Annotated in this window: 1 pseudogene; it reads left to right on the forward strand. The window is 81.4% G+C overall.

From position 1 onward, the window contains the following. Positions 1–86: 86 nt before the first annotated feature. Positions 87–376 (forward strand): annotated as a pseudogene (locus tag H489_RS0118385) (hypothetical protein); the annotation flags it as partial.

Genomic DNA, 376 nt, shown 5'->3' on the forward strand with positions numbered 1-376 from the left:
CGGCGTCACAGACCTCGTCCGCCCCGACGCCGACGAGCGGAACCGCTTCCGTCGCCCCGCAGCAGGCACCGGCGACGGTGCCGGCCGTGCCCGCGGTGACGGCGACCGCTCCGTCGGCGCCCGCTGTGCCGCCGAGGGGCACCGCGTCGCCGGCAGCTGCCTCCGAGGTCGTTCCGGGCACCGCCCCCGCGCCGACCGCGGTCGGCGGCGCCTCCGTCGCTGTCCCGGCGGCGGCGATCCCGGCCGCGGCACCGACGCGGACCGACGCCGACCCCTCCACCGGCACCCTGGCCCCGCTGCCGGTCGTCGCAGCGGGTGCCGCCCCGGCAGCCGGCACCGGCTCCCGAGCCGGCCACGGGACCCAGCAGCAGGCGTC

The sequence above is a fragment of the Curtobacterium flaccumfaciens UCD-AKU genome, assembly GCF_000349565.1.
Lineage (GTDB): Bacteria > Actinomycetota > Actinomycetes > Actinomycetales > Microbacteriaceae > Curtobacterium > Curtobacterium poinsettiae.